The 23,347-nt window shown below is 71.7% G+C and carries 23 protein-coding genes and 1 tRNA gene; 18 read left to right on the top strand and 6 right to left on the bottom strand.

Features of this window, described 5'->3' with window-relative positions:
- Positions 1–30: 30 nt before the first annotated feature.
- Together ACIQFY_RS03365 and ACIQFY_RS03360 are read right to left on the bottom strand one after the other, a co-directional pair.
- Positions 31–756 (bottom strand): PspA/IM30 family protein, encoded by a 726-nt coding sequence (locus ACIQFY_RS03365; RefSeq protein WP_066654658.1) that lies wholly within the window; start codon positions 754–756, stop codon positions 31–33.
- A 79-nt stretch (positions 757–835) separates the two neighbouring features.
- Complete coding sequence (locus ACIQFY_RS03360) at positions 836–2,785, bottom strand: TPM domain-containing protein (RefSeq protein ID WP_400338264.1); 1,950 nt, start codon at positions 2,783–2,785, stop codon at positions 836–838.
- A gap of 325 nt (positions 2,786–3,110) precedes the next feature.
- On the opposite strand from ACIQFY_RS03360, the gene ACIQFY_RS03355 reads away from it, so the two are divergent.
- Entirely contained in the window at positions 3,111–3,314 is a 204-nt protein-coding gene (locus tag ACIQFY_RS03355) for a hypothetical protein (RefSeq protein ID WP_058729997.1), read from the top strand.
- Between the two features lie 95 nt (positions 3,315–3,409).
- Here ACIQFY_RS03355 and map read toward each other — a convergent pair whose 3' ends face one another.
- Entirely contained in the window at positions 3,410–4,180 is a 771-nt protein-coding gene (gene map / locus ACIQFY_RS03350) for a type I methionyl aminopeptidase (protein WP_400338262.1), read from the bottom strand.
- A 47-nt stretch (positions 4,181–4,227) separates the two neighbouring features.
- On the opposite strand from map, the gene ACIQFY_RS03345 reads away from it, so the two are divergent.
- Complete coding sequence (locus tag ACIQFY_RS03345) at positions 4,228–4,533, top strand: helix-turn-helix domain-containing protein (RefSeq protein ID WP_209682366.1); 306 nt, start codon at positions 4,228–4,230, stop codon at positions 4,531–4,533.
- Positions 4,534–4,549: 16 nt separating this feature from the next.
- Here the strand turns inward: ACIQFY_RS03345 and ACIQFY_RS03340 are convergent.
- A tRNA-Arg gene (locus tag ACIQFY_RS03340) sits at positions 4,550–4,621 on the bottom strand.
- Positions 4,622–4,755: 134 nt separating this feature from the next.
- Positions 4,756–5,328: a hypothetical protein gene (locus ACIQFY_RS03335; RefSeq protein ID WP_400338259.1), complete on the bottom strand. Its 573-nt coding sequence runs from the start codon at positions 5,326–5,328 to the stop codon at positions 4,756–4,758.
- A 72-nt stretch (positions 5,329–5,400) separates the two neighbouring features.
- On the opposite strand from ACIQFY_RS03335, the gene argS reads away from it, so the two are divergent.
- The 9 genes from argS to prmC all read left to right on the top strand — a co-directional run bounded on the left by argS (position 5,401) and on the right by prmC (position 17,489).
- Entirely contained in the window at positions 5,401–7,071 is a 1,671-nt protein-coding gene (argS, locus tag ACIQFY_RS03330) for an arginine--tRNA ligase (protein WP_400338257.1), read from the top strand.
- A 310-nt stretch (positions 7,072–7,381) separates the two neighbouring features.
- Positions 7,382–8,137, top strand: coding sequence for an LmeA family phospholipid-binding protein (locus ACIQFY_RS03325; RefSeq protein ID WP_400338255.1), 756 nt, complete (start codon positions 7,382–7,384; stop codon positions 8,135–8,137).
- 87 nt (positions 8,138–8,224) lie between these two features.
- Positions 8,225–9,625 carry a diaminopimelate decarboxylase gene (lysA, locus tag ACIQFY_RS03320; protein ID WP_400338253.1) on the top strand — a complete coding sequence of 467 codons (1,401 nt, stop codon included), beginning with the start codon at positions 8,225–8,227 and terminating at the stop codon, positions 9,623–9,625.
- 56 nt (positions 9,626–9,681) lie between these two features.
- A complete protein-coding gene (locus ACIQFY_RS03315; protein ID WP_209682380.1) occupies positions 9,682–11,001 on the top strand; it encodes a homoserine dehydrogenase in 1,320 nt (439 codons plus the stop codon).
- 50 nt (positions 11,002–11,051) lie between these two features.
- A complete protein-coding gene (thrC, locus tag ACIQFY_RS03310) occupies positions 11,052–12,131 on the top strand; it encodes a threonine synthase (protein ID WP_066654638.1) in 1,080 nt (359 codons plus the stop codon).
- A gap of 32 nt (positions 12,132–12,163) precedes the next feature.
- Entirely contained in the window at positions 12,164–13,120 is a 957-nt protein-coding gene (gene thrB / locus ACIQFY_RS03305) for a homoserine kinase (protein ID WP_251155148.1), read from the top strand.
- Positions 13,121–13,297: 177 nt separating this feature from the next.
- Complete coding sequence (gene rho / locus ACIQFY_RS03300; RefSeq protein WP_400338251.1) at positions 13,298–15,508, top strand: transcription termination factor Rho; 2,211 nt, start codon at positions 13,298–13,300, stop codon at positions 15,506–15,508.
- Positions 15,509–15,511: 3 nt separating this feature from the next.
- Positions 15,512–16,594, top strand: a complete 1,083-nt coding sequence (gene prfA, locus ACIQFY_RS03295) for a peptide chain release factor 1 (protein WP_066654635.1) — start codon at positions 15,512–15,514, stop codon at positions 16,592–16,594.
- Between the two features lie 19 nt (positions 16,595–16,613).
- A complete protein-coding gene (gene prmC / locus ACIQFY_RS03290; RefSeq protein ID WP_400338402.1) occupies positions 16,614–17,489 on the top strand; it encodes a peptide chain release factor N(5)-glutamine methyltransferase in 876 nt (291 codons plus the stop codon).
- 123 nt (positions 17,490–17,612) lie between these two features.
- On the opposite strand, the gene ACIQFY_RS03285 is transcribed toward prmC, so the two are convergent.
- Positions 17,613–18,272, bottom strand: coding sequence for an HAD family hydrolase (locus ACIQFY_RS03285; RefSeq protein WP_400338246.1), 660 nt, complete (start codon positions 18,270–18,272; stop codon positions 17,613–17,615).
- A 25-nt stretch (positions 18,273–18,297) separates the two neighbouring features.
- On the opposite strand from ACIQFY_RS03285, the gene ACIQFY_RS03280 reads away from it, so the two are divergent.
- The 7 genes from ACIQFY_RS03280 (at position 18,298) to ACIQFY_RS03250 (ending at position 23,296) form a co-directional block, all read left to right on the top strand.
- Positions 18,298–18,972 carry an L-threonylcarbamoyladenylate synthase gene (locus tag ACIQFY_RS03280; protein ID WP_066654631.1) on the top strand — a complete coding sequence of 225 codons (675 nt, stop codon included), beginning with the start codon at positions 18,298–18,300 and terminating at the stop codon, positions 18,970–18,972.
- On the top strand, positions 18,969–20,195 hold the full coding sequence (locus tag ACIQFY_RS03275; protein WP_066654629.1) for an MraY family glycosyltransferase: 1,227 nt from the start codon (positions 18,969–18,971) through the stop codon (positions 20,193–20,195). The genes ACIQFY_RS03280 and ACIQFY_RS03275 overlap by 4 nt, the downstream gene beginning before the upstream one ends.
- Entirely contained in the window at positions 20,192–20,671 is a 480-nt protein-coding gene (locus ACIQFY_RS03270; RefSeq protein WP_081984896.1) for a hypothetical protein, read from the top strand. Before ACIQFY_RS03275 ends, ACIQFY_RS03270 begins: the two co-directional genes overlap by 4 nt.
- Before the next feature lie 179 nt (positions 20,672–20,850).
- Positions 20,851–21,636 carry a F0F1 ATP synthase subunit A gene (atpB, locus tag ACIQFY_RS03265; RefSeq protein WP_144411309.1) on the top strand — a complete coding sequence of 262 codons (786 nt, stop codon included), beginning with the start codon at positions 20,851–20,853 and terminating at the stop codon, positions 21,634–21,636.
- Between the two features lie 62 nt (positions 21,637–21,698).
- Entirely contained in the window at positions 21,699–21,935 is a 237-nt protein-coding gene (atpE, locus tag ACIQFY_RS03260) for an ATP synthase F0 subunit C (protein ID WP_027465781.1), read from the top strand.
- 9 nt (positions 21,936–21,944) lie between these two features.
- Complete coding sequence (locus ACIQFY_RS03255) at positions 21,945–22,499, top strand: F0F1 ATP synthase subunit B (protein WP_066654628.1); 555 nt, start codon at positions 21,945–21,947, stop codon at positions 22,497–22,499.
- Between the two features lie 2 nt (positions 22,500–22,501).
- Positions 22,502–23,296: a F0F1 ATP synthase subunit delta gene (locus ACIQFY_RS03250; protein WP_066654626.1), complete on the top strand. Its 795-nt coding sequence runs from the start codon at positions 22,502–22,504 to the stop codon at positions 23,294–23,296.
- Positions 23,297–23,347: the final 51 nt, after the last annotated feature.

Genomic DNA, 23,347 nt, shown 5'->3' with positions numbered 1-23,347 from the left:
GCAGGGTCCGGCGCCGTCCGCAGTTCCGCGTCAGATACCCGCGGACCCGCCGTTCTTCAGCGCGGCGAGACGTGCCTCGACCTCGGCGTCGCGACCCACGTCCTCCAGGCTCTCGAACTGCGCGTCCAGGCTCGACGACTGCAGTTCCTGCTGCCCGAGGACCTTCGCCTCCTCGCGGCGGACCTTCTCCTCGAAGCGGTTGAGGTCGCTCGTCGGATCGGTGATGTCGATGTTGCCGATGGCGTCGTTGACCTTGGACTGCGCCTCGGCGGTCTTCTGACGGGCGACGAGCGAGTCGCGCTTGGCCTTGAGCTGTTCGAGCTTCTGCTCCATGCCGGCCAGCCCGGACTTGAGCTTCTCGACCTGCTCGTTCTGCGTGGCGAGCGGGCCCTCGTTGTCCTTGACCTCCTGCTCGGCCGCGATCTGCTTGCCGATCGCGATCTTCGCGAGGTTGTCGAACTTGTCCGCGTCCGCTGTCTTGCCCTCGGCGCGGTACTTGTCGGCGGCGGCCGAGGCGTTGGCGGCCTTCTGACCCCACTCGGTCGCCGCGCGCTTGTCCTCCTCGTGGTCCTGCTCGAGCAGGCGGAGGTTACCGATCGTCTGCGCGATCGCCGTCTTCGCGTCGGCGATGTTGTTCGTGTAGTCGCGGACGAGCTGGTCCAGCATCTTCTGCGGGTCCTCGGCGTCGTCGATGAGCTGGTTCACGTTCGCCCGGATGAGCGAGGAGATCCGGCCGAGAATCGTCTGCTTTGCCATTGTGTTCCCTTTCGTGGAAGGTCTCTCGTGGTGCTGCTGGTCCTGGTGGTCGTGTGTCCCGAGGGGGTGGTGTCGGCTGTCAGAAGCGGCCGCCGCCGGAGAAGCCCCCGCCGCCCCCGCCGCCGCCTCCGCCGAAGCCCCCGCCTCCGCCGAAGCCCCCGCCGCCGCTGAAGCCCCCGCCGCCGCCGAAGCCCCCACCGCCGAAGGAGCCGCCCCCGTAGCTGCCGCCGCGTCCGCCGAGGAGGCCGCCGAGCACGATCCCGGTCACGAGGCCCCCGAGCTGTGCGCCGTTGCCGCCGCCGCCCTGCCCGGGCCATCCGCCCATGTCGTCGTTCGCCGCGTCCATCGCCGCGGCGGCGTACTGCTCGGCGGCGCGTGCAGCCCCGAGGGCGCGGGCGGGGTCGCTCGTGGCGAGGTCGACCGCGTCGTCGAGCGCGCGCTCGGCCTCGGACAGGCGCGTCCGGGCCGTCGTGCCGACGGCTCCCCGGCGGAGCGAGATGAAGTCGCGCGCCTGGCTGATCCGGGCCCGGGCGTCGCGCAGGGCGTCGTCGAGGGCGCGGCGTGCGCGCTGCTGCTGTTCCTGTGCGCCGCGCGCGGCGGCCAGTGCGGCGTCGATCTCGGTGTTCGCCTTCGTCAGCGCGTCGACGGCGGCGATCGGGTCGCGCGGGTCGGAGCCCTGGCGGAGGACGGTGTCGGCACGGGTCACCGCGGCCGCGAGGGCCGGGTCGCCGGACCGCATCGAACGGGCTGCGGCGACGTCTCCCTCGATGTCCGCGCGCATCGCCTGGACCCGGGCGGTCGCCTCGGCGAAGGTGCGCTCGGCGCCGGTCGCACTCGCGGTCAGCTGCTGCACCTGTGCGAGCGCGTGCTGGGCGTCGCGCACGGCGATGACCGCCTCGCCCTTGTCCCCGGACGCTATGGCCGCGGTCGCCGCCTGCGACCGCTCCGTCGCGTAGCCGAGGACCTGCTCGGCCTGGTCGACATTGTCGGAGACCGTCGCCAGGGTCCGGCCGCCGTACGAGCCGCGCACCCGGTCGAGCGCGCGGCGGGCGGCGTCGAGCTCGACCGGGGCTGCCGCGACCGCGGAGGCGAGGGCGGTCGCGGCGTCCTCGACCCCGTCCTCGAGAGACCGCAGGTGGTCGAAGGCCTCGGTCTGCTCGTCGATGGACGCGTGGGCCTGCTCGCAGATGGCGACGATCTGGTTCGCCCACTGCGCGCGCTGCTGCGGGGAGTCCGGTACCTCGTCGTCGAGCTGCTGCTGGTAGGAGAACGCCTGCCGCACGTTCCGCTTCGCGGTCGCGACGGCCTCGGCGAAGGGCTTCGCCGCGTCCTCGCCGAACTGTGCCGTGGCGAAGCCGACCTCCTGCTCGGCCGTCCGGAGCTCGTCGTCGATGGTGACCAGCGCCGCGCCCGCCTTGCGCTCGAGCCCGGCGAGGGACGCCTCCTGCGCTCGTGCGGCCTCGGCGGTGCGTCGCTTGTTGCGGGTGCGGATCACCAGGACGGCGACGACCGCACCGACGACGACCACGAGCAGCAGGACCCACAGCCAGGTGAGGTCCGGCGGGGCCTGCGAGGAGACGAGTCCGTCCGCGAGGGCGACGGCGGCGCCCGCCCAGTCGCCGTCCCGCAGCTGCGGGACGGCGTCCTGCTGGTAGGCGGACTCGACGTCGCTGCTCGACAGTGCGGTCGCGTTCGTCTGCTGGATGTCGGCGATCCGGTCGTCGACCGCCACGGAGAGCACGATCGCGTCGGAGTCGATCTGGTTGCGCTCCATCAGGGCGTCACCCCAGGCGGCGTGGTCGGTCGGGTTCGTGAAGGTCGGCACGTAGACCACGTAGAGCTGCGTCTGCGTCCGGTCGTAGAGGTCCTGGACCGCCCGTTCGACCTGGGTCCGCTGACCGCTGCTGAGGGCACCGGCCTCGTCGACCACGTAGGCACCGCCGAGGTCGACCGGGTCCGTCGCGTGGGCTGCTGCGGCGGGCGTGATCACGAGTCCGGCGGCGAGGAGCACGGCGCCGATCCGACCCACGGAGCGTGTGATCGCCGAGCGGGCGCCGCGGACGGCCGCGTGGGGGCCTTCGCGATGCCGACCGAGCGCCCGAGGGGCCGATCCATCGTCGGTGCGCGATCCGTGGTGAGCCGCTCGCATCCGTCCTCCATCCGTCGTCCGGGAGCCCACGTTGCGCCCCCGACGGCCCCCGCACGGGCGCCGTCGCCCCGATGCTATCCAGGGCACGCACACAGCGGGTGGATCCTCGGACGACCCCCGGCGACGTCCGTCATCTGGAGGACTTGTACCCCGGACCGGGGTATGGTGGAGGCCATCGTTCGACGACGAGCGGAAGGGGAAAGCGATGGAGCGTACGACGAGCACCGAGGTCGTCCCACTGGAGGACGGCTACCACCGCGTCTCGACACCGGCGAGCGGTGTCATCGGCTTCGTCCGTGAGCAGGACGGCCGCTACGAGGTCCTCCGGGGCCGGGTCCGACAGGCCACGCGCTCCGAGGGCGCCTACAGCACCATGAACGTCGCGCTCATCGCGCTCACGCACGCCTGAGCCCGCGCCGGGTCCGCGGCGACCGCTCCAGCCTCGCGCTGACGTGGAGGCGCGGAGACGCTGACGTGGAGGCGCAGTGGCCGACCTCGACCGCGTCAGCTGCCGGGACGGGTGAGCACCTCGACGCCGTCCTCGGTGATCGCGACGGTGTGCTCGGTGTGCGCGGTCCTCGCCCCCGTCGCGCTCCGCAGCGTCCACCCGTCGGGATCGGTGACGAGCTCGTCCGTGTCCGCCATCACCCAGGGCTCGAGCGCGAGGAGCAGCCCCGGTCGCAGGGTGTAGCCGCGCCCCGGCCGACCCGTGTTCGCCACGTGCGGGTCCTGGTGCATCGTCGAGCCGATGCCGTGCCCGCCGAACTCGGTGTTCACGGGGTAGCCCGCGGCGGTGAGGACCTCGCCGATGGCGTGCGACACGTCCCCGGTCCGGACGCCGGGGCCCGCGGCGGCGATGCCGGCGGCCAGCGCCCGTTCGGTGGCGTCGATCAGGGCGGTGTCCGCCGGGTCGGCGCGCCCGACGACGAAGCTGATCGCCGCGTCGGCGGCGATCCCGTCCAGGGTCACCGCGAGGTCCAGGGTGAGCAGGTCGCCGTCGGCGAGCTCGCGGTCGTGCGGCAGGCCGTGCAGCACCGCGTCGTTCACCGCGGTGCAGACGTGGTGGCCGAAGGGGCCGCGACCGAACGAGGGGGCGTAGTCGACGTAGCAGGAGACCGCGCCGGCGTCCTCGATCATCGTCCGGGTCCACCCGTCCACCTCGAGCAGGTTCGTGCCGACCGTCGTCCGCTCCCGGAGGGTCTGCAGGATCGTGCCGACGAGGGCGCCGGTGCGACGGGCCCGGTCGACCTCGGCGGGGGAGAGGATCTCGATCATGCCGATGATCGTACCGGTATTGTCTGGCCGGTACTAGTATCGGCGCCATGGTCCGACTCCCGCTGAGCCCCGCCGAGCTGGAACGCGGTCGCCGGCTCGGCGCACTGCTCCGTCGCGCTCGGGGTGAGCGCTCGATCCTCGACGTCGCCCTCGATGCGGGCGTGTCGCCCGAGACCCTGCGGAAGATCGAGACCGGTCGCATCGCGACGCCGTCGTTCGCCACGATCGCCGCGGTCGCGAGCGTCGTCCGACTGTCGCTCGACGCGCTCTGGGACGAGGTGCACCCCGAGGCGGAACGGGTGGCCCCGGACCGGGCGACGCACCCCGTGCACGAGGAGAGCCCCCGGCGATGACGCCGGGGGCTCGATGTGCCCCCAGGAGGATTCGAACCTCCGCCCCTGCCTCCGGAGGGCAGTGCTCTATCCCCTGAGCTATGGGGGCTCGTGGGTGAGATCAACCGTAGCAGGTAACGCGAGCCGGTCCCGACAGCGCGTGTCGCGTCCGTGTCGCGACCGCCGTCGGACGGGAGGCGCGGCACGGGCCCGCACCGTGCCTCCCGTCCGACGGCGGTGCCGTCAGCCCGCCGGGCCGGCCGACGCGGACGGCAGCAGCACGGAGCGCACCGCGTCCACGACGGGCTGCGCCCCTCCGGGCTCGGTGTACAGCGTCGACTCGGTGGTGACCCAGTACGGATCCGGGAAGGCGTCCGCGCGTCCGACGCCGTCGTCCAGCGCGTAGTAGCCCTCGACGCGGTAGGTCGGGACGGACCCACCGCGCTCGTAGAGGGCGTCCTTGAGCGTCGTGAGCGACTTCTCAGGCAGGTGCGCCACGGCGAGCGTGATCGTCGTCGACGGGTCGTCGGTGGCGACGAGGTGGCAGACCCGGCCGCGCTGGCGGGCGATCGTCGCGGCCGGCGTGCCCTTCGCGGGCGTCCAGGTCGTGTCCTGCTCGAAGGTCTTGCCGTAGACGGCGAGGACGCTCGTGGGCAGCAGCTCGGCGCACGTCTGCCGCACGGCGGTGCCGATCGGGGTGGCGCTCGCGCTCGGGGCCGCGTCGTCGGACCCGGCCGTGCAGCCGGACAGGGCGACGGCGGCGGACACGGAGAGCAGGGCGACGGTGATCGCCCGGACACGGCTGCGGGAGGTCATCCAGCCATGATGCTGCACGCCGTCCGGCACCGGCCCGCGAGGCACCTGGGCGTCCCGGTAGACTCGACCCTCGTGACTCCTGCCGAACTCTCCGCCTCGTACCTGTCGATCCTGACCGGGATCGTCGAGCGACGAGGCGCGTCCGACACCGTGACGATCGGGGAGTCCCACGTGGCCCTCGAGCGGCCGAAGAACCGTGCGCACGGCGACTGGGCCTCGAACGCGGCGATGCAGCTCGCGAAGCGCCTCGGTACGAACCCGCGCGAGCTCGCGACCGAGATCGCCGGCGAGCTGACCGAGCTCGACGGTGTCGCGTCCGTCGACGTCGCCGGCCCCGGCTTCATCAACATCACGCTCGAGGCCGCCGCCGCCGGTGAGATCGCCCGCACGATCGTCGACCAGGCCGACGCGTTCGGACACGGCGACCTGTACGAGGGCGTGTCCATCGACCTCGAGTTCGTGTCCGCGAACCCGACCGGTCCGATCCACATGGGCGGTGTGCGCTGGGCCGCCGTCGGTGACTCGCTCGCCCGCGTGTTCGAGGCGCAGGGCGGCCTCGTCACCCGTGAGTACTACTTCAACGACCACGGCGCACAGATCGACCGCTTCGCCCGGTCGCTCGTCGCCTCGGCGCTGGGGGAGCCCACGCCGGAGGACGGCTACGGCGGTGCCTACATCGGCGAGATCGCCGCGCGGGTCATCGCGACGCTGCCCGCCGGCACCGACGTGCGCGACCTGCCGCGCGACGAGGCGCAGGAGCTGTTCCGCCGCGAGGGCGTCGAGTTCATGTTCGCCGACATCAAGTCCTCGCTGCACGACTTCGGCGTGGACTTCGACGTCTACTTCCACGAGAACTCGCTGCACGAGTCGAAGGCCGTCGAGCGGGCCATCGAGCGGCTGCAGTCCCTCGGCAAGATGTACGAGGCCGAGGGTGCGCTCTGGCTCCGCACGACCGACTTCGGCGACGACCGCGACCGCGTCGTGATCAAGTCCGACGGGCAGCCGGCGTACATCGCGGGCGACCTGGCGTACTACCTCGACAAGCGCGAGCGCGGGTTCGAGCGCAACCTCATCATGCTCGGCGCGGATCACCACGGCTACGTCGGTCGCATGATGGCGATGTGCGCGGCGTTCGGTGACGAGCCCGGCAAGAACCTCGAGATCCTCATCGGCCAGATGGTGAACCTGCTCAAGGACGGCCAGCCCTTCCGCATGTCGAAGCGCAACGGCACGATCGTGTCGATGGAGGACCTCGTCGACGCCGTGGGTGTCGACGCCGGTCGCTACGCCCTCGTGCGGTTCGCGAGCGACACGTCGATCGACATCGACCTCGACCTGCTCACCAAGCGCACCAACGACAACCCGGTCTTCTACGTGCAGTACGCCCACGCCCGCACGCAGTCGGTCGCCCGCAACGCTGCGGCCTCGGGCGTGGACCGCTCCGCGTTCGACGCGTCCCTGCTCACGCACGAGACGGAGAGCGCCCTCCTCGGAGCCCTCGCCGAGTACCCGCGCGTGGTGCGCCAGGCCGCGGAGCTCCGCGAGCCGCACCGCATCGCGCGGTACATCGAGCAGCTCGCCGGGCTGTACCACCGCTGGTACGACTCCTGCCGGGTGACGCCGCTCGGCGACGAGGCCGTGTCGGACCTGCACCGCACGCGCCTGTGGCTGAACGACGCGACCGGGCAGGTCGTCCGCAACGGCCTCGGCCTCCTCGGGGTGAGTGCGCCCGAGCGCATGTAGCGCGGCGCGCGGCGTCGCGTCGCGTCGCGCGCTTGCGCGGCGTCGCGTCGCGTCGCGTCGAACCACGTTCTCGACAACGAACCAGGCGATCCGCCTGGTTCGATGTCGTTTCAATGGTTCGTCGCCGGCGCGCCCTGCACGCGTCCGCACAACCGGAAGCACGTCGCGCCAGGTGATCTCGTGGCGCGACGTGCTTCCGCTCGTGCGCGAGCACGTCGCGCTGCGGCGCGCCCCGCCGCCGCAGCGCGCACACCGGGCGCACACCGCGCCTCCAGGCCGGCTGCGGGGAGCACCTGGCAGGGTGGGACGCATGTCCGTCGCCACCGAGCCCACCCGGAAGCGCCGTCGCTGGCCCGTCGTCCTCGTCGTCCTGGTGCTCGTGCTCGCCGCGCTCGTCGTCGTCGCGGAGTTCGTGCTCCGGGGCGTCGTCGACCGGATCATCGCCGACCAGGTCGAGCAGTCCCTCCCGGAGGGCGCCACCGGCGAGGTCACCGCGCACGCCGAGGGCATCGTCGTCCCGCAGCTGCTCGCCGGCACGCTCGACCGGGTCGACATCACCTCGGACCGGCTGACCTTCGACGGGGTCCCGCTGGCCGCCGACGTCACCGCTCGCGACGTCCCGGTGGACGGCAAGGGCGACGTGCACGACGTCGACGGCCACGTCACCCTCGCCGCGACGAGCGTGCAGGACCTGGCCAAGTACAGCCCGCTGTTCGAGCGGCTCCGGCTCGTCGACGGCGGCGTCGAGCTGTCCGGTTCGACCGCGGTGCTCGGGTACGACATCGGCTACGCGGCCACCGGCGACGTGGTGGCGCAGCAGGACGGCCGTGGCGTCACGATCACCCCGCAGAGCGTCCGCATCACGAACTCGGACCTCGGCCTGAAGGTCGACCGCATCCCCGGCGTCACGGGCGTCCCGGTGCAGGTCTGCACGGCGCAGTTCCTGCCCGAGCAGCTCCGGGTCCGGTCCGTCGACGTGACCTCCGCCGAGGCCACCGTCCGGGTCACCGCCGACTCGCTGCCGCTGACCGAGCAGGGCCTGCGCACGGTCGGCGCCTGCGGCTGACGCCGTCGATCCCGGCGCGTCACCACCGCGGTCGACGGGCGTAACACCGGCCTGGAGGCCCGTGGTGGCTCGGTAGGATCGGGTCCCGTGAGCGCCAACCCCCTTGCCCCGCCGCGGCTGCGGTTCCCCGCCGATGCCTCCGCGCTGACCGCGCGCATCTGGCCGGCCTCGGCCACGCGGACGGACGACGGTGAGCTCGCCGTCGGCGGCATCACGGCGTCGGACCTGGTCGCCCGGTTCGGTTCCCCGCTCTACGTCGTCGACGAGCGGGACGTCCAGGCACGCGCGGCGCGGGTCCGCACGGCCTTCACCGAGGCGTTCGCCCGCATCGGCACGCGGGCCCACGTGTACTACGCCGCCAAGGCGTTCTTCACGACCCAGGTCGCCGCGTGGATGACCGAGGCCGGACTGCGGTTGGACGTGTGCACCGCCGGTGAGCTCGCCGTCGCGCTGGCCGGGGGAGCGGACCCCGCGCTGCTCGGCTTCCACGGCAACGACAAGTCGGACGCCGAGATCGCCCGCGCGGTCGAGGTCGGCCTCGGCACGATCGTCCTCGACAGCCACGAGGAGATCGGCCGCGTCGCGCGTGCCGCCGCCGACGCCGGCACGGTCCAGCGCGTGCGCATCCGGATCAACAGCGGCGTGCACGCCTCGACGCACGAGTACCTCGCCACGGCGCGTGAGGACCAGAAGTTCGGCATCCCCCTGAGCGAGGCCGTCGCCGCCGCGGCGGCGGTCCGGGCAGAGCCGTCGCTCGCCTTCGTCGGGCTCCACTCGCACATCGGGTCCCAGATCTTCGACGAGTCCGGGTTCCGTGAGGCAGCTCGGCGACTGATGGACGTGCACGCCGAACTCGTGGCGACGGGTCCGGTCCCGGAGCTGAACCTCGGCGGCGGGTGGGGCATCGACTACACCGAGGCCGACGAGGCGTTCGCGCCCGAGGACGTCGCGGAGGCCCTCGCCACGATCGTCGCCGACGCCTGCACCGAGCGGGGCATCCCCGTCCCGGAGATCGCCGTCGAGCCCGGGCGCTACATCGTCGGCCCGGCCGGCACCACGCTGTACCGCGTCGGCACCGTCAAGCCCGTCTCGCTGGAGACCGAGGACGGCTCCTCGGCGACCCGCACCTACGTGTCGGTCGACGGCGGCATGAGCGACAACGCTCGTCCGGCGCTGTACGGCGCCGACTACACGGCGCGGCTCGCCCGCAGCTCGGACGCCCCGGCGGTGCTGACCCGGGTCGTCGGCAAGCACTGCGAGTCGGGCGACATCGTCGTGAACGACGAGTACCTGCCGGGCGACGTGCACCGCGGTGACCTGCTCGCCGTCGCGGCGACCGGTGCCTACTGCTGGTCCCTCGCCAGCAACTACAACCACGTGGGCCGTCCGCCGGTCGTCGCGGTCGCGGACGGCGCAGCCCGTATCCTCGTCCGTGGCGAGTCGATCGACGACCTGCTCGCCCGCGACACGGGGGTCGTCGCCGGCTGACGCCGCTGACCCCGACCCGACCGGGCTGCCGCCCGCCCCACAGGAATGCGCACCACATGATCGAATACCGCAACGTCCGCGTCGCGCTGCTCGGAGCCGGCTCCGTCGGTTCCCAGGTGGCGCGCCTGCTCCTCGAGCACGGCGACGAGCTGGCCTCGCGCGCGGGTGCCGGACTCGAGCTCGTCGGCATCGCGGTGCGGGACCTCGACGCTCCGCGCGACGTGGACCTGCCGAAGGAGCTCTTCACGACGGACGCGCAGTCGCTCATCCTCGGCGCGGACATCGTCGTCGAGCTGATCGGCGGCATCGAGCCCGCGCGCACGCTGGTGCTCCAGGCGCTGCAGTCCGGTGCGGACGTCGTCACCGGCAACAAGGCGCTCCTCGCCACGCACGGCCCCGAGCTCTTCGCCGCGGCGGAGCAGGTCGGCGCACAGCTCTACTACGAGGCCGCGGTCGCCGGCGCGATCCCGATCATCCGGCCGCTGCACGACTCGCTCGCGGGCGACCGCATCGAGCGGATCATGGGCATCGTCAACGGCACGACGAACTTCATCCTCGACCTGATGGACCGCGAGGGCTCGACCTTCGAGGCGGCCCTCGCGACCGCCACGGAGCTCGGGTACGCCGAGGCCGACCCGACCGCCGACGTCGAGGGCTACGACGCCGCGCAGAAGGCCGCCATCCTGGCCTCGCTCGCGTTCCACACCTCCGTGCCCCTGGCCGCCGTGCACCGCGAGGGCATCACCGCCGTCACGATCGAGCAGGTCCGCGCCGCGCGGAAGGCCGGCTACGTCGTGAAGATCCTGGCGACCGCCGAGCGCCTGACCGACGAGGACGGCGTCGAGGGCGTCAGCGCCCGTGTCTACCCGGCGCTCGTGCCGGAGTCGCACCCGCTCGCCAGTGTGCACGGGGCGAAGAACGCCGTGTTCGTCGAGGCCGAGGCCGCCGGCGACCTGATGTTCTACGGCGCCGGTGCCGGTGGCGTCGAGACCGCGTCGGCCGTGCTCGGCGACCTGGTGTCCGCCGCCCGTCGTCACGTCATCGGCGGCCCCGGCATCGCGGAGTCGACCCAGTCGGCGCTGCCGGTCTTCCCGATCGGGACGGTCCGCACCCGCTACCAGATCACGCTGCACGTGGCCGACGCCCCCGGCGTGCTGTCCACCGTCGCCGGCGTCCTGGCGAAGCACGGCGTGAGCGTCGAGACCGTCGAGCAGTCCGCCGCGACCGACCCGGGCGACGGCACGGCCGGCACCGCGAACCTCGTCATCGGCACGCACCTCGCCCGCGAGTCCGACCTGGCCGCCACGGTCGTCGCGCTCCGGGGCGAGGACGTCGTCGTCGAGATCACCAGCGTCCTGCGGGTGGTCGGGGCCTAGCCCCGCACCGTCAGCAACCCGACTGCACAACACCGAACAAGGAGAGCCTGATGGCCCACCAGTGGCAGGGAGTCCTGCGCGAGTACGCCGACCGTCTCGACGTCACCGAGGCGACGCCCGTCGTCACCCTCGGCGAGGGCGGCACGCCGCTCATCCCGGCCCGACGCCTGTCGGAGCGCACCGGCGCGGACGTGTACGTCAAGTTCGAGGGCATGAACCCGACCGGGTCGTTCAAGGACCGCGGCATGACGATGGCGATCTCGAAGGCCGTCGAGCACGGCGCGAAGGCCGTCATCTGCGCGTCGACCGGCAACACCAGTGCCTCGGCGGCCGCCTACGCGACGCACGCGGGCATCACCGCCGCGGTGCTCGTGCCCGAGGGCAAGATCGCGATGGGCAAGCTCAGCCAGGCCGTCGCGCACGACGCCCAGCTGCTGCAGGTGCAGGGCAACTTCGACGACTGCCTCGACATCGCGCGCGACCTCGCCGCCAACTACCCGGTGCACCTGGTCAACTCGGTGAACAACGACCGCATCGAGGGGCAGAAGACCGCCGCGTTCGAGGTCGTCGACGTGCTGGGCGACGCCCCGGACTTCCACTTCCTGCCGGTCGGCAACGCGGGCAACTACACCGCGTACTCCCGCGGCTACCGCGAGGACGTCGCCGCGGGCCGCTCGACGCGGATGCCGCGCATGTTCGGCTTCCAGGCCGCCGGCTCCGCCCCGATCGTCTCCGGCGAGGTCGTCCGCCACCCGGACACCATCGCCTCCGCCATCCGCATCGGCAACCCGGCGTCGTGGCAGTACGCGCTCGAGGCGCGTGACGAGACCGACGGCTACTTCGGTGCCATCACCGACGAGGGCATCCTCGCCGCGCACCGCATCCTGTCCGCTGAGGTCGGGGTCTTCGTCGAGCCCGCGTCGGCCATCGGCGTCGCCGGGCTGCTCGAGCGTGCGGACGCCGGTGTCGTGCCGCAGGGCGCGAAGGTCGTCATCACGGTGACCGGCCACGGCCTGAAGGACCCGCAGTGGGCCCTCCGCACGGAGGACGGCGGCGAGGTCGCACCGACGAGCGTCCCGGTCGACACGAAGTCGGTCGCCGAGGTGCTCGGACTGGTCGGCTCCGCGTGAGCGTCGACCGCTCGTCCGGACCGGGGGAGGGCGTGACCGCCCGCAGCGCTGTACCGGCCGGACGGGCGGTCCGTGTGCGGGTCCCGGCGACCTCCGCGAACCTCGGCCCGGGCTTCGACTCGCTCGGGCTGGCGCTGTCGGTCTACGACGAGGTGGTCGTCCGCGTCCGCCCGGAGCCCGGCGCGACCGTGATCGTCGAGGGCGTCGGTGCCGGTGAGGTCGCCACCGACGAGTCGAACCTCGTGGTGCAGGCCGTCCGTCGTGGCCTCGAGCACGCCGGTGTGGAGCAGCCCGGACTCGAGCTGCACGCCGTGAACGCGATCGCGCACGGCCGCGGCATGGGCTCGTCGGCCGCCGCCATCGTCGCCGGGCTGATGGCGGCCCGCGGCCTGCTCGAAGGGGTCGTCGACCTCGACGCGTCGACCCTGCTCACCCTGGCCACCGAGATGGAGGGCCACCCCGACAACGTCGCTCCGGCGCTCTTCGGTGGTCTGACGATCGCGTGGATGACCGCCGAGGGTCCCGCGGTCAAGCGCCTACTGGTGCACCGAGGCGTCTCGCCGGTGGTCTTCGTGCCGACGTCGACGCTCTCGACGAAGCTCGCGCGGTCCCTGCAGCCCGCGAGCGTGCCGCACGAGGACGCCGCGTTCAACGTGTCGCGCTCGGCGCTGCTCGTCGCCGCCCTCATCCAGAGCCCGGAGCTGCTGCTCGCCGCGACCGAGGACCGGCTGCACCAGTCGTACCGTGCGAGCGCCATGCCGGAGACCGATGCACTGATCGGTCTGCTGCGGCAGCACGGGCTCGCCGCGGTGGTCTCCGGCGCCGGGCCGAGCCTGCTCGTGCTGGGCAGCGACCCGGCACAGCGCCTCACCGCGGCCGACCTGGTGGCGCGACACGCGCAGTCCGACTGGCGGGCGCTCATGCTGGCCGTGGACCTCGGTGGTGCTACAGTGGTGCCGCACTCGGCGCTCGAAGCCGATCCAGCGTAGGCGCACAGACCGATCCGAACGGGATCCGTCGGCGCTGGCGCAGGGTCCGGTGCGCGGGGGCACTCTCTTTCAGATCACCGAATCCCGGTCCGTCGTCTGAACGGCGGTCGCAGCGCACCCATGCGCCGGGACGGTGGAAACTCTCCGCGTTCTGCGGTTCGAAAGGAAACACCGACCTTGACGAACGTCAACGACTCCACCCCGGTGGAGATCCCCAGCGACCTGCGCGCGCTCCGTCTCCCGGAGCTCCAGCGCATCGCCTCCTCGCTCGGCATCACGGGGCTCTCGAAGCTCCGCAAGGGCGACCTCATCGCGTCGATCGAGGACAAGCGCCCCGCGACCGACGACGCCGCCCCCGCTGCCGAGACGCCGGCCGACGAGGCATCCGCCGCCGCGGAGGCCGCACCCGCGGCGCAGGAGACCCCCGCCGAGCAGCCGACGCTGGCCGCACCGGCGACCTCGCCGGCCGCCGACGACGCCGCAGCCGACCAGACGGAGTCGGCTCCGGAGCCCCGCGGTCGCCGCTCGCGCCGCGCCTCCTCGGCCGGCACGGTGAACACCGCGCAGACCTCGGCCGCGGAGCACACGAACCACGGGCACACCGGCACCGAGGACCTGCTCGCGGGGCTCGACCAGGTCCGTGCCGAGAAGGACGCGGAGGAGGCCGCGCAGTCCGGTCGCCGCCGCGGCCGCCGCGGGAACCAGGACGCCGGCCAGCAGGACGGCGGCCAGCAGCGGGACGGCGCCGAGCAGGCCGCTGCCCCCGAGACCGACGAGGCGACCGGCGCGCAGCCGACCTCGGCGACGGACCAGGGCGACCAGGCCGACCAGCAGGGCGAGGGCGGTTCGCGCCGCGGACGTCGCAGCCGTGGTCGCGGTCGTGGCCGCGGGCAGAACGCCGAGGGCACCGAACAGCAGAGCGGTGACCAGCAGGGCGGCCAGCAGAACGGTGGCCAGCAGAACGGTGGCCAGGCGAACGCCGGCCAGCAGAACGGTCAGCAGCAGAAGCAGAACGGCAAGCAGGACGAGCAGAAGTCCGGCGACGCGAAGCAGGACGACCGTCAGCCGAAGCAGAACGGCCAGCAGAAGCAGAACGGCCAGCAGCAGAACGCCCAGCAGCAGCAGCACGCCGACGAGGCCGAGGCCGGCCGCGGTCGTCGTCAGCGTGACCGCAAGCGCGGCCGCGGCGGTCAGAACGACGAGTTCGAGCCGGAGATCACCGAGGACGACGTCCTCATCCCGATCGCGGGCATCCTCGACGTCCTCGACAACTACGCGTTCGTCCGCACGACCGGCTACCTGCCGGGACCGAGCGACGTCTACGTGTCCCTCGGCCAGGTGAAGAAGTACCACCTGCGCAAGGGCGACGCGATCGTCGGTGCGATCAAGCAGCCGCGCGACAACGAGCAGCAGGCGCGCCAGAAGTACAACGCGCTCGTCAAGGTGGACTCGGTCAACGGCCAGACCGCGGACGAGGCAGCGGCCCGTGTCGAGTTCCACGACCTGACCCCGCTGTACCCGAACGAGCGTCTCCGCCTCGAGACCGAGCCGGCGAAGCTCAGCACGCGCATCATCGACCTGGTCGCACCGATCGGCAAGGGTCAGCGCGGCCTCATCGTCTCGCCGCCCAAGGCCGGCAAGACCGTCGTGCTGCAGGCCATCGCCAACGCGATCGCCAAGAACAACCCCGAGGCGCACCTCATGGTCGTGCTCGTGGACGAGCGGCCCGAAGAGGTCACCGACATGCAGCGCTCGGTGAAGGGCGAGGTCATCGCCTCGACCTTCGACCGTCCGGCGGAGGACCACACCACGGTCGCCGAGCTCGCCATCGAGCGTGCGAAGCGCCTGGTCGAGCTGGGCCACGACGTCGTCGTGCTCCTCGACTCGATCACCCGTCTCGGCCGCGCCTACAACCTGGCGACGCCGGCCTCCGGCCGCGTGCTCTCCGGTGGCGTGGACTCGGCGGCCCTGTACCCGCCGAAGCGCTTCTTCGGCGCTGCGCGCAACATCGAGGACGGCGGCTCGCTGACCATCCTCGCCACCGCGCTCGTCGAGACCGGCTCCAAGATGGACGAGGTCATCTTCGAGGAGTTCAAGGGCACCGGCAACATGGAGCTCCGCCTCAACCGGCACCTCGCCGACAAGCGGATCTTCCCGGCCGTCGACATCAACGCCTCCGGCACCCGGCGCGAGGAGCAGCTCCTCTCCGCCGACGAGGTCAAGATCACGTGGCGCCTGCGCCGTGCCCTCGCCGGGCTCGACCCGCAGCAGGCGCTCGACGTCGTCCTCCGCAACCTCAAGGAGACGCAGTCGAACGTCGAGTTCCTGGTCCAGGTGCAGAAGTCGGTCCCCACGACCGGCGGTCGCCACGACGGCCACCAGGAGTAACGCGTGTTCGAGTCGGTGGCCGGGCTGCTGGCGGAACACGAGGACCTGACGCAGCAGCTGTCGGACCCCGCGCTCCACGCCGATGCGGCCCGCGCGAAGAAGGTGAACCGGCGGTACGCCGAGCTCAACCAGATCAAGGCCGCGTACGAGGCCTGGCAGGCGGCGGGGGACGACCTCGCCGCCGCCCAGGAGCTCGCCCGCGAGGACGAGGCGTTCGCGGACGAGGTCCCGGCGCTCCAGGAGCAGCTGTCGGAGCGCCAGGAGCGACTCCGCCGGCTGCTCATCCCGCGGGACCCGGACGACGGCCGCGACGTCATCATGGAGATCAAGGGCGGTGAGGGCGGTGAGGAGTCGGCGCTCTTCGCGGCCGACCTCCTCCGCATGTACTCGCACTACGCCGAGACGAAGGGCTGGAAGGTCGAGCTCCTCGAGCGGACCGAGAGCGACCTCGGCGGCTACAAGGACGTGCAGGTCGCGATCAAGTCGAACGCGACCGACCCGTCCCAGGGCGTCTGGGCGCACCTGAAGTACGAGGGCGGTGTGCACCGGGTGCAGCGCGTGCCGGCGACCGAGTCGCAGGGCCGCATCCACACCTCGACCACCGGCGTGCTGGTGTTCCCCGAGGTGGACGAGCCCGAGGAGGTCCAGATCAACCAGAACGACCTCAAGATCGACGTCTACCGGTCGTCCGGCCCCGGCGGGCAGTCGGTCAACACGACCGACTCCGCAGTCCGCATCACCCACCTGCCCACGGGCATCACGGTGGCGATGCAGAACGAGAAGTCCCAGCTGCAGAACCGTGAGGCCGGCATGCGCGTCCTGCGCGCCCGCATCCTCGCGCGACAGCAGGAGGAGCTCGACGCCATCGCCTCGGACGCACGCAAGTCGCAGATCCGCGGCATGGACCGTTCGGAGCGCATCCGCACGTACAACTTCCCGGAGAACCGCATCGCGGACCACCGCACCGGGTACAAGGCGTACGACCTGGACCGCGTGATGAACGGTGCGCTCGAGCCCGTCGTCCGGTCCGCCATCCAGGCGGACGAAGAGGCACGCCTGGCCGCCATCGGCGACCAGGACGCCTAGGCCCGGTCTGGAGGCACGGATCACCTCCGACAGCCGACCCACGTCCGCAGCGGATCGCCTCCTCGACGAGGCGACCGCTGCGCTCGTCGCGCACGGTGTCCCGACCCCGCGCGTCGACGCCGAACTCCTGCTCGCCTGGGCGACCGACACGTCGCGGGGTGCCGTGCAGGCCCGTGCCCTGACGGGCGGCGCCATCGCGGCGGAGCACGTCGAGCGCTTCCGGCACGCCGTCGCACGTCGCACCACCCGCGAGCCGCTGCAGCACATCACGGGCGAGGCGCACTTCCGGGCGCTGACGCTGTCCGTCGGGCCGGGCGTCTTCGTCCCGCGCCCGGAGACCGAGGGCGTCGTGCAGTTCGGCATCGACGCACTGCGTGCGACCGCGGTGCCCGAGCCGGTGGCGGTCGACCTCGGCTCCGGCAGCGGAGCGATCGCCGTCGCGATGGACACCGAGGTGCCGAACGCCGTCGTCTACGCGGTCGAGCGGTCACCCGAGGCACTGCCCTGGACCCGGCGCAACATCGATCGGCACGGCGGCACCGTGCGACTGGTCGAGGGCGACCTCGCCGACGCGCTCCCGGAGCTCGACGGCACGGTCTCGGTCGTCGTCTCGAACCCGCCGTACGTCCCCGACGACATGGTGCCCGTCGACCCCGAGGTCCGCGACCACGACCCGGCGCTCGCGCTGTACGGGGGACCCGACGGGCTCGACGCCGTCCGGGCTCTCACCGACACCGCCTGGCGGCTCCTCGTCCCGGGAGGGCTCCTCGTCATCGAGCACGCCGAGCAGCAGGGCGCCGGCGTGCGCGACGTGCTCGCACGGCGGGGGTTCCGGTCGCCGGAGACGCACGTCGACCTGACGGGGCGCGACCGCACGACCACCGCCACCCGCTAGGCGGGGTCGCTCCGGGCCTCCCGGCCGTCGTCCCGGTGCGCGCACGACGCGACCTCGGCGGAGCTGCGCAGCGGTACAGCGCTGCGAGGAACCGCGCTCGTTGCGTGTCGCGGACGTGACGGGTCAGGCGGTGGCGACCCGCTGCTGCGCTGCGACGAAGGCGCGGACCGCTCTGCGCAGGTCGGTGTGCTCCTCGACCAGGACCGCGTGGATGCCGACGTCGCGGGCCGCCTCGACGTTGACCGGCATGTCGTCGGCGAAGAACGCGCGCTCGGCGGGTACGCCGTGGTGCGCGAGCGCCCGCTCGAAGACCTCGGGCTCGGGCTTGCGCGCGCCGAAGTTGCTCGTCGTGTCCAGGTGCTCGCCGAAGAGCGGCGGCAACGAGGGTGCCCACGTCCCGATCCACCGGCCCGCGAGCGGACCGTTGTTCGTGAGCAGGCCGACACGGCCGTGCTCGGACGCGATCCGGACGGCCTCGATGCGCTCGGGCAGCTCGGTCATCGCCGCGCCGCGGATGCGCGCCCAGTCCGCCTCGGGCACCGCACACCCCATCGCCTCGGCGAAGGCGGCGAGGTAGGCGTCCCCGTCGGGGAAGTGCCCGGCCTCGGCACGGGACTCGTGGCCGCAGTCCCACCAGCGTCGGCGGAGCTCCTCGAAGGAGTGTCCGGTGTACTCGCCGAGGGCCGCCATCCGGACCCGCCAGTCGTACCGGACGAGCACGTCGTCCATGTCGAAGAGGAACAGGAGTCGGGGCGCGGGCGTCTCGTTCACGATGCCGTCCATTGTGTCGCACTATCATCGTCGAGTCATGGCCTCCCGATACGACTGCACCGACCCCGACGGGCTCCTGACCGGGATGCGGCTCGCACGTGCCGCCCTCGGCCGGGGAGAACTCGTCGTCGTCCCGACCGACACCGTCTACGGCGTCGCGGCGGACGCCTTCAGCGCGACCGCCGTCCAGCGCCTGCTCGACGCCAAGGGCCGCACCCGCCAGTCGCCGCCCCCGGTGCTGATCCCCGGACCGCCGACGCTCGAGGCGTTGGCGACCGAGATCCCGCAGCAGGTCCGCGACCTCGTCGACGAGTTCTGGCCCGGCGGGCTCACCGTCATCCTGCGCGCGCAACCGTCGCTGGACTGGGACCTGGGGGAGACCCGGGGGACCGTCGCGCTCCGCATGCCGGACTCGCGCATCGCCCTCGAGCTGCTGCAGGAGGTCGGACCGCTCGCGGTCTCCTCCGCGAACTCGACCGGAGACCCTGCCGCGATGGACGTGGACCGGGCCGAGTCGATGCTCGGCGACAGCGTGTCGGTCTACCTCGACGGGGGACCGCTCGCGGTGCACGACGGCTTCGCCGCCTCGACCGGGTCGACCATCGTCGACGCGACCGGCCTCTCGACCGGCGGGAAGCTGACGATCGTCCGACACGGGGTGATCGCCGACGAGGACATCGTCCGGGTCGTCGGAGCCGACCTCGTCACGTGAAGTACTACCTGCTCGCCGGGGCCATCGCGGCCGTGGTGAGCTTCGTCTGCAGCTGGGCCGTGTGGAAGCTCGGCCTGCGCTACGGCTGGTACCCGAAGGTCCGCGAGCGCGACGTGCACCGCACGCCCACACCGCGGCTCGGCGGGATCGCGATGTACCTCGGCGTGATCGTGTCGCTGCTGGCGGCCTGGTTCCTCTTCCCCTCCATCGCGGGGACCGACTACTTCCGGCTCGTGTTCTCGGAACCCGGGCGCGTGATCGCGGTGCTCGCGGGTGCGACGATCATCGTGGTGCTCGGTGTCGCCGACGACATCTGGGACCTCGACTGGATGACGAAGCTCGCCGGGCAGATCATCGCCGCGGGGATCCTGGCCTGGCAGGGCGTGGCGATCGTGTCGCTGCCGATCGGCAACACGCTCGGGGTCGGGTCGTCCTACATGAGCCTGATCTTCACCGTGCTCGCCGTCGTGCTCGTGATGAACGCCGTCAACTTCATCGACGGTCTGGACGGCCTCGTCGCCGGGGTCGCGATCATCGCCGGCGGCGTGTTCTTCCTCTACACGTTCTTCATCAACCGCGTGGTCGTGCAGACGGAGTTCTTCTTCAACCTGCCCTCGTTGCTCACGGCGGTGCTCGTCGGTGCCTGCACGGGGTTCCTCGTCCTCAACTGGCACCCGGCAAAGCTCTTCATGGGCGACGCCGGCGCGCTGCTCGTCGGGTTCCTGATGGCCACGAGCGCCGTGTCCGTGACGGGCAACATCGACCCCGCGGTCATCTCGACACGCCAGGCCCTGCTGCCGGCGTTCATCCCGATCCTGCTGCCCTTCGCGATCCTGATCGTGCCGATCCTCGACTTCGGGCTCGCCGTCACCCGTCGGCTCAGCGCGGGCAAGTCGCCGTTCTCGGCCGACCGGAAGCACCTGCACCACCGTCTGCTCGACATGGGGCACTCCCACTTCCACGCCGTGCTGATCTTCTACGCGTGGACGGCCACCGTCGCCGTCGGGTGCCTGCTGTTCCTCTTCGTCGAGTGGTACTGGGTGGTCACCGTCGTCGCGATCGGCTTCACCGTGTGCGCGATCGCCACCTTCGCCCCGCTCGGCCGGAAGCGCGCGGAGTTCGCCGCGCAGGCCGCCACACGCTCGAACACCGTCGTCGACGCCAGCCTCGACCCGCTCGACCGCGCCGCCAACGACCGAACGATCCCTGGAGACCCCTCGTGACCGCACCGAACGCCCTCGACCACGTCCGGCCGGTGTTCCGCCGGATCCTCCTCTGGGCGGCCCTCCTCGCCGTCGGCCTGGCCGTCGTCGGGGGAGTCGTCGGGCTCGTCGTCGCCGGGACGCCGGGACTCGCCGGTGGCCTGCTCGGCGCGGTGCTGAGCGTGGTGTTCCTCGGGCTCACCGCGGTCTCGGTGCTCGTCGCCCTCCGGGTGTCGAAGGGGCAGATGATCTCGGGCGCCTTCTTCGGGATCGTGATGGGGACGTGGATCCTGAAGTTCGTGCTCTTCCTGGTGGTCCTGCTCGCACTGCGCGACCGCGCCTGGGTGGACTTCCCGGTGCTCGCCGTGGTGATCATCGCGGGCGTCGTCGGGTCGCTCGTGATCGACGTGGTGGCGGTCGCCAAGGCCCGCATCCCGATCGGGGTGCACCTGCCCGGCGACGCGGTCGATCCTGGGAACGACACCCCACGGCCCTGAGAGCCCGAGAAGCCTCTCGCACCTGATAGGCTTCTCGAAGTCCGCGTCCGGAGCCTCGCTCGGAGCGGACGAGCCTCCACAAAGTCCACCATCGCGTGCCGTGTGTGCGCGCGCCGACACAGGAGACAGCGCTGCTATCCCACGCTCTTCCCCTGTCCCTCACCGCCGCGGCCAACACCGTGGCGGCGGGGAGCAGCAAGGCCGCCGAATTCCATGGTCCGTCGATCAACGAGTTCTTCCCGGACCCGATCTTCTTCGCCGGGACCCCGATCGAGATGGACCGCATCGTCCTCATCCGCTTGTTCGCGGTGGCCGTGCTGCTCGTCTTCGCGTTCGTCGGGACCCGTGCCCTGAAGCTCGTCCCGAACCGCGGACAGGCCTTCATCGAGTACGCGTTCGACGTCGTCCGCCGCAACACCTTCGACAACCTCGGTGAGAAGGACGGCAAGCGCTTCCTGCCGCTCCTGGCCACGGTGTTCTTCGGTGTCCTGTTCATGAACCTGACGGGTCTCATCCCGTTCATGAACATCGCCGGTACGAGCCGCATCGCGATGCCGATGATCCTGGCGATCGTCGCGTACGTCGCGTTCATCTACGCGGGCCTCCGCAAGCACCCGGGCACGTTCCTCCGCAACGCGCTCTTCCCGCCCGGTGTCCCGTGGCCGCTCTACATCATCGTGACGCCGATCGAGCTCGTCTCGACCTTCGTGCTCCGTCCGGTGACGCTGACGCTGCGACTGCTCATGAACATGGTCGTGGGTCACCTCCTCCTGGTGCTCTTCTTCTCGGCCACCTGGTTCTTCTTCTTCGACGCCGAGAGCCTCTTCAAGCTCTTCGGCATCGGGACCCTGGCGTTCGGCATCGCGTTCAGCTTCTTCGAGATCCTCGTCGCGCTGCTGCAGGCGTACGTCTTCATGCTGCTGACCGCTGTGTACATCCAGCTCGCGCTGGCTGACGAGCACTGACCGACCCCTTCTGACCCCCATACGGCACGACATCCGTCGGGCCGCACTCGAAAGGAAAACACGTGGACGCAACGACCGTTCTCGCGGAGATCAACGGCAACATCGCGACGGTTGGCTACGGCCTCGCTGCGATCGGTCCGGCCATCGGCGTCGGCATCGTCGTCGGCAAGACGATCGAGTCCGTCGCTCGCCAGCCCGAGCTCCAGGGCCGTCTGACGACCCTCATGTACATCGGTATCGCCTTCACGGAGGCCCTGGCCTTCATCGGTATCGCGACGTACTTCATCTTCACCAACTAAGGCTTCTCGATGCAGACTGCACTCATCATCGCGGCGGAGGAGACCCACAATCCGCTGATCCCACCGGTGTACGACATCGTGTGGTCCGCGGTGGCCTTCGTCATCATCTTCCTCGTGATGTGGCGCGTCGTGACGCCGCGCATCACGAAGATGCTCGATGAGCGCACCGAGGCCATCGAGGGTGGCATCAAGAAGGCGGAGGCCGCTCAGGAGCAGGCCGCCGCTGCACTCGACGAGTACAACAAGCAGCTCGCCGACGCGCGTGCCGAGGCCTCGCGCATCCGTGAGCAGGCCCGTGCCGACGCGACCGCGATCGGCAACGAGGTCCGCGAGCAGGCGCAGGCAGATGCAGCACGCATCACCGCCAACGCCCAGGCGCAGATCGAGGCCGAGCGGCAGAGCGCGCTCCAGTCGCTGCGGAGCGAGGTGGGCACCCTCGCCCTCGACCTCGCCTCCGGTGTGATCGGTGAGTCCCTCCGGGACGACGCGAAGTCGGCTGCGGTCGTCGACCGCTTCATCGCCGACCTCGAGGCGTCCCAGGGCCAGCCGGCCGGGGAGCGCTGAGCATGCGGAGCGCCACGCGGTCCGCACTCTCGTCCACGCGGGCGGTCCTCGCTGACCTCGGCGGGTCGGTCGACCTCGCCACGGGCATCGAGATCCTCTCCACCGGGCGTGCGATCGCCGGTTCGTCCCAGCTGCTCGGACTGCTGGCGGACCCGACCGCGGACGTCGTCGGCAAGAAGGTCCTCATCGACCGCGTCTTCGCCGGTCAGTCCGAGGCGACGCGTGCGGTGCTGACCGCGGTGGCCGGCTCGCGCTGGTCCTCGCCGTCTGACCTGCTCGCGGGTGTCGAGGACGCGGGCATCCGCGCCGTCGCCGGAACCGCATCGTCGGAGACGTCGATCGAGGCCGAGCTGTTCTCCTTCGAGACCGCCGTCCGCTCGGACGCGGCGCTCGAGCTGGCACTGGGCACGAAGCTCGGCAGCCCGTCGGAGAAGGCTGCGCTCGTCCAGCGGCTCGTCGGTTCGAAGGTCTCGGCGCAGACCACCGCGATCCTGGAGCACCTCGTGCAGCAGCCGCGCGGCCGCCGCATCGGTGAGATCGTCCGCGATGCCTCGCGCATCGTGGCCGACCAGGCCGGCAAGCTCGTCGCCACGGTGACCACCGCGGCCCCGCTCTCGGACGGTCAGGCGGCTCGCGTCGCCCGCGGCATCAGCGAGCGGTACGGCAAGGACATCAGCGTCAACCAGGTCGTCGACCCCGCGGTCGTCGGCGGGATGCGCGTGCAGGTCGGTGGCGACGTCATCGACGGCACGGTGTCCACGCGCCTGTCGGAGCTCCGGCTCCAGCTGGCCGGCTGAGCGTACCGTCGAAGCCGACCCCTCCAAGTCCACAACGGGAACTGTCCCTCA

The organism is Curtobacterium sp. NPDC092190, from assembly GCF_044755625.1.
Classification (GTDB): domain Bacteria; phylum Actinomycetota; class Actinomycetes; order Actinomycetales; family Microbacteriaceae; genus Curtobacterium.
The sequence above is the reverse complement of the archived record's forward strand: the minus strand, read 5'-3'. Positions and strand labels throughout refer to the sequence as shown.

What these genes read in the sequence shown, in the direction of transcription:
- ACIQFY_RS03365 (WP_066654658.1), bottom strand. Translation starts at nt 756, where the DNA reads ATGGCAAAGCAGACGATTCTCGGCCGGATCTCCTCGCTCATCCGGGCG.
- ACIQFY_RS03355 (WP_058729997.1), top strand. Translation starts at nt 3,111, where the DNA reads ATGGAGCGTACGACGAGCACCGAGGTCGTCCCACTGGAGGACGGCTAC.
- map (WP_400338262.1), bottom strand. Translation starts at nt 4,180, where the DNA reads ATGATCGAGATCCTCTCCCCCGCCGAGGTCGACCGGGCCCGTCGCACC.
- ACIQFY_RS03345 (WP_209682366.1), top strand. Translation starts at nt 4,228, where the DNA reads ATGGTCCGACTCCCGCTGAGCCCCGCCGAGCTGGAACGCGGTCGCCGG.
- ACIQFY_RS03335 (WP_400338259.1), bottom strand. Translation starts at nt 5,328, where the DNA reads ATGACCTCCCGCAGCCGTGTCCGGGCGATCACCGTCGCCCTGCTCTCC.
- ACIQFY_RS03325 (WP_400338255.1), top strand. Translation starts at nt 7,382, where the DNA reads ATGTCCGTCGCCACCGAGCCCACCCGGAAGCGCCGTCGCTGGCCCGTC.
- ACIQFY_RS03315 (WP_209682380.1), top strand. Translation starts at nt 9,682, where the DNA reads ATGATCGAATACCGCAACGTCCGCGTCGCGCTGCTCGGAGCCGGCTCC.
- thrC (WP_066654638.1), top strand. Translation starts at nt 11,052, where the DNA reads ATGGCCCACCAGTGGCAGGGAGTCCTGCGCGAGTACGCCGACCGTCTC.
- ACIQFY_RS03285 (WP_400338246.1), bottom strand. Translation starts at nt 18,272, where the DNA reads ATGGACGGCATCGTGAACGAGACGCCCGCGCCCCGACTCCTGTTCCTC.
- ACIQFY_RS03280 (WP_066654631.1), top strand. Translation starts at nt 18,298, where the DNA reads ATGGCCTCCCGATACGACTGCACCGACCCCGACGGGCTCCTGACCGGG.
- ACIQFY_RS03255 (WP_066654628.1), top strand. Translation starts at nt 21,945, where the DNA reads ATGCAGACTGCACTCATCATCGCGGCGGAGGAGACCCACAATCCGCTG.
- ACIQFY_RS03250 (WP_066654626.1), top strand. Translation starts at nt 22,502, where the DNA reads ATGCGGAGCGCCACGCGGTCCGCACTCTCGTCCACGCGGGCGGTCCTC.